Below are 3880 nucleotides of genomic sequence, written 5' to 3' on the forward strand. Positions count from 1 at the left end.
GCTTTTCCCAGAATGCGCGCGGCCACATGAAGGTCTTGTAGTAAAAGCCCGCACCCAAGAACGGCCAGAACAGATCGTTGATTGCCATCAGGTCGCGATCAAGCGGGCCGATATGGTTCTGACTTTGCGCCACCAGCCCGTCGAAGATCTCCTGCACCGTGGCACGGGTGTTGGGCATCATCGCATCGCCCGTGCCGATCTGCATCAGCGCGTTTGGCTCTTCCGAACCGGCGGTCATCACGCCACGCGGGCGGTGGTATTTGAACGAGCGCCCCATCAGCTTGACGCCCTTGGCCATCAGCGCCGAGGCGATGGTATCGCCCGCATAGCCCGTCACCTGCCGCCCGTTGAAGCTGAAGCCGATAGGCTTGCTTCGGTCGATCAGCCCGCGCCCCTCAACCCGCATGACGCGCCTCCGATGCCACGACCGCGCCGCTGACCGCATGGGTCGCGGTATTGCGCATCACCACCAGCCACGCACCGCAGCCGCCGCCATGATACCACAGCTCGCGTGTCGGCCCGGCGGGATTGTCGCGCAGATGCAGATAGGCGTGCCAATCGCCCGCAGGTGCATCGGCGGCGGGGCGATCCAGCAGTGCCAGCAGCTCACCGCCATCCCCGAGGGGGATGGTCAGCGGCTCGGCGTGATCGGGGGGGAAACGCAGGGGACGCAGGGTGTCCCGCAAGGTCTGCAGATCCCCCCCGATCCAGGGGGAACGCTGGCGGAAGGGGCTCAGGCCGAGGTGGTGCGGGAGCTGGGACACGGCACGGGCCCCAGCGTCAGGCCGCCACCTTCACCTTGCCCACGCCCATGGAGCGGAGCTCGCTGAGCAGGCCGTTGAGCACCGCCTTGGCATCCCCGAACACCATGGCGGTCTGGGGCATCTCGAACAGGGCGTTGTTGATGCCGGCGTAGCCGGCGCCCAGGCTGCGCTTGACCACAAAAACCTGGCGGGCCTGGTCCACCTCCAGCACGGGCATGCCGTACAGGGGGCTGGTGGGGTCGTTCTTGGCCTGGGGATTCACCACGTCGTTGGCCCCCAGCACGATCACCACGTCCGTGCGCGGGAACTCGGGGTTGACCAGGTCCATCTCCAGCAGCTGTTCGTAGGGCACGTCGGCCTCGGCCAGCAGCACGTTCATGTGGCCGGGCATGCGTCCCGCCACCGGATGGATGGCGTAGCTCACCTCCACCCCATGGCTCTCGAGCAGCTTGGCCAGCTCCCGCAGGGAATGCTGGGCCTGGGCCACGGCCAGGCCGTAGCCAGGCACGAACACCACCCGCTCGGCCTGCTCCAGGGCCATGGCGCATTCCTCGGCGCTGCAGCTGGTGATGCGGGTGTAGCCCGCCTCGCTGCCGCCGCCACCCACGGCCCCGGCGCTGGCCCCGAGGGCACCGCCGAAGAGCACCGACACCAGGGAGCGGTTCATGGCGGTGCACATCACCTGGGTGAGGATCAGGCCAGCCGCCCCCACCATGGCGCCGGCCACGATCAGCAGCTGGCTGCCCACCACGAAGCCGGCCGCCGCCGCCGCCACCCCGGAATAGGAGTTGAGCAGCGAGATGACCACCGGCATGTCGGCCCCGCCGATGGGCAGGGTGACGCCGATGCCCAGCAGGGTGGAGCCGCCGATCAGCAGCCACAGGGGCAGGCCGCCGGGATCGCCGGGCAGCAGCAGGGCCGACACCAGGCAGAGCACCGCCAGGGAGATGTTGACGCCATGGCGCAGGCGGCTCTGGGTCCAGCCGGGCGTGTCCAGCCAGCCCTGGAGCTTGGCCATGGCCACGATCGAGCCGCTGAAGGTGATGGCGCCGACGAACACCGAGACGGCGATCGACACCAGGGCGACGATGTCGGCATCCCCCGTATCGAAGATGGCCACGCCCATGGCCACCAGCAGGGAGGCCATGCCACCGCAGCCGTTGAACAGGGCCACGGTTTCCGGCATGGCGGTCATCGGCACCCGGCGGGCGGTGAGCAGACCGGCCAGACCGCCGGCGGCACTGCCGGCGGCGATCCAGAGCCAGGCGATCGGATCGGGCCGGATCTGGATCAGCAGGCCGACCACGGCCAGACCCATGGCCAGGGCGGCCAGGCCGTTGGCCCCGCGGGCCGAGCTCACCTTTGAGAGGCCCTTGATGCCGAGGGCGAGCAGAAGAACGGCCGCCAGGTCGATACCGGCGGCGAAAGCATCCATCGAAAAAGTCATCGGCTGTCGCCCTTGCGGCGGAACATGGCGAGCATGCGATCGGTGACGAGGAAGCCGCCGATCACGTTGTAGAGGGCGAAGCCCAGGGAGAGGGATCCGATCACCAGCAGGGCCGTGTTGTCCCCGGCCTGCTGGATGAGGGTGAGGGAGGCCAGCACGGTGATGCCGCTGATGGCATTGGCCCCCGACATCAGCGGGGTGTGCAGGGTGGGTGGCACCTTGCCGATCAGTTCCAGCCCCAGCAGGCTGCCCAGCAGGAGCACCCAGAGGGACTGCGTCAGAAGGCTCATGAACGGGCTCCGATGGGGGACAGGCCGGCGGGCTGGACGATGTCGTCGCGGCGGCAGACACCGGCGTGGGTGAAGAGGCAGCCGTCGAGGATCGGGTCCTCCGGATCCAGCCGGAAGCCGTCCTCCCCGAGCACATGCTCGATGAGGGCGGCGATGTTGCGGGCGTAGAGGGCGCTGGCGTGGTTGGGCACGGTGCTGGGCAGGCCGTCGGCCCCGATCAGCAGCACGCCCCGGCGCTCCACCGTGGCCCCGGGGATCGTGCCGAAGCAGTTGCCCCCCTGGGCCACGGCCAGATCGACGACCACGGCGCCGGGCCGCATGCCGTCGAGCATCGCCTCGCTGATCAGGCGCGGCGCCGGCCGGCCGGGCACCAGGGCCGTGCAGATGACCATGTCGGCCAGGGCCAGCTGGTCGGCCAGCTGCTGGCGCTGGGCGGCCAGGAAGGCCTCGCTGGCCTGGCGGGCGTAGCCGCCCACCTCGGCCGGGGCATCCTCCAGTTGCGGAGGGTCGATGAAGCGGCCGCCGAGGGATTCCACCTGTTCCTTCACCGCCGGCCGCACGTCCGAGACGTAAACCACGCCGCCCAGGCGGCGGGCGGTGGCCAGGGCCTGCAGACCGGCGACGCCGGCCCCCAGGATCAGCACCCGGGAGGGCTGGATCGTGCCCGCCGCCGTCATCAGCATCGGCACGTAGCGGTCGAGGGCCGCCGCCGCCAGCAGCACCGCCTTGTAGCCGGCGATGTTGGCCTGGGAGGAGAGCACATCCATCGACTGGGCCCGGGTGATCCGCGGCAACAGCTCGAGGGCGATGGCGGAAGCCCGCCGGTCGTTGAGGGTGTCGACCAGGGCCGTGGCGCCGTAGGGGGCCAGCAGCCCCACCAGCAGGGCGCCGGCCTGGAGCCGGGCCAGGGCCTCCGGACGCGGCGGCTGGACGCAGAGCACGGCATCGGCCGTCTCCCAGTCCCTGGGCTCCCCATCCCACAGCTCGGCGCCCACGGCGGCGTAGTCGGTGTCGAGGAAGCCGGCCGCCTGGCCCGCCCCCCGCTCCACCTGCAGGGTCGCCCCCTTGGCCACCAGACGCCTGACCGTCTCAGGGGTCGCGGCGACCCTCCGCTCACCGGGAGCCGTCTCCCTGGGAATCAGCAATTTGACCAATGCGAGGCCACCCACACTTCTTCCGCGATAGACAGACCCGCCGGTGACGGCAAGCAACCGGCCGCCAATGTGCGGACACGCCCACCCGGACCTGGACGGCCCAGCAGAATCGTGGGATGGCGCCACCGTCCTTTGATCTGGGTCTGCGCCGCCAGGCCGGGGCTCCCGGCCCCTCCCCGGGCCCCGGCGGCCCCGAACCGCGGGCCTGGCAACGGCGCCTGATCC

At 70.4% G+C, this 3880-nt stretch carries 5 protein-coding genes; all 5 read right to left on the bottom strand.

The genetic code is table 11. From position 1 onward, the window contains the following. On the bottom strand, positions 1 to 406 hold a 406-nt coding region (locus tag VB737_RS15465), incomplete at its 3' end, for a 2Fe-2S iron-sulfur cluster-binding protein (protein WP_500314267.1). Continuing rightward, the gene (locus tag VB737_RS15470) at positions 396 to 764 is read right to left on the bottom strand and encodes a sarcosine oxidase subunit delta (protein ID WP_500314268.1); all 369 of its coding nucleotides are present in this window, start codon (positions 762 to 764) and stop codon (positions 396 to 398) included. The genes VB737_RS15465 and VB737_RS15470, both read right to left, overlap by 11 nt. Positions 765 to 780: 16 nt before the next feature. Continuing rightward, on the bottom strand, positions 781 to 2199 hold the full coding sequence (locus VB737_RS15475) for an NAD(P)(+) transhydrogenase (Re/Si-specific) subunit beta (RefSeq protein ID WP_500314269.1): 1419 nt from the start codon (positions 2197 to 2199) through the stop codon (positions 781 to 783). Between the two features lie 8 nt (positions 2200 to 2207). After that, entirely contained in the window at positions 2208 to 2501 is a 294-nt protein-coding gene (locus VB737_RS15480) for an NAD(P) transhydrogenase subunit alpha part 2 (protein WP_323306264.1), read from the bottom strand. Further along, positions 2498 to 3655, bottom strand: coding sequence for an NAD(P) transhydrogenase subunit alpha (locus tag VB737_RS15485; RefSeq protein ID WP_500314271.1), 1158 nt, complete (start codon positions 3653 to 3655; stop codon positions 2498 to 2500). The genes VB737_RS15480 and VB737_RS15485 overlap by 4 nt, the downstream gene beginning before the upstream one ends. Positions 3656 to 3880 lie beyond the last annotated feature (225 nt).

The organism is Synechococcus sp. BA-120 BA3 (assembly GCF_034931285.1).
Taxonomy (GTDB): Bacteria; Cyanobacteriota; Cyanobacteriia; order PCC-6307; family Cyanobiaceae; genus Cyanobium.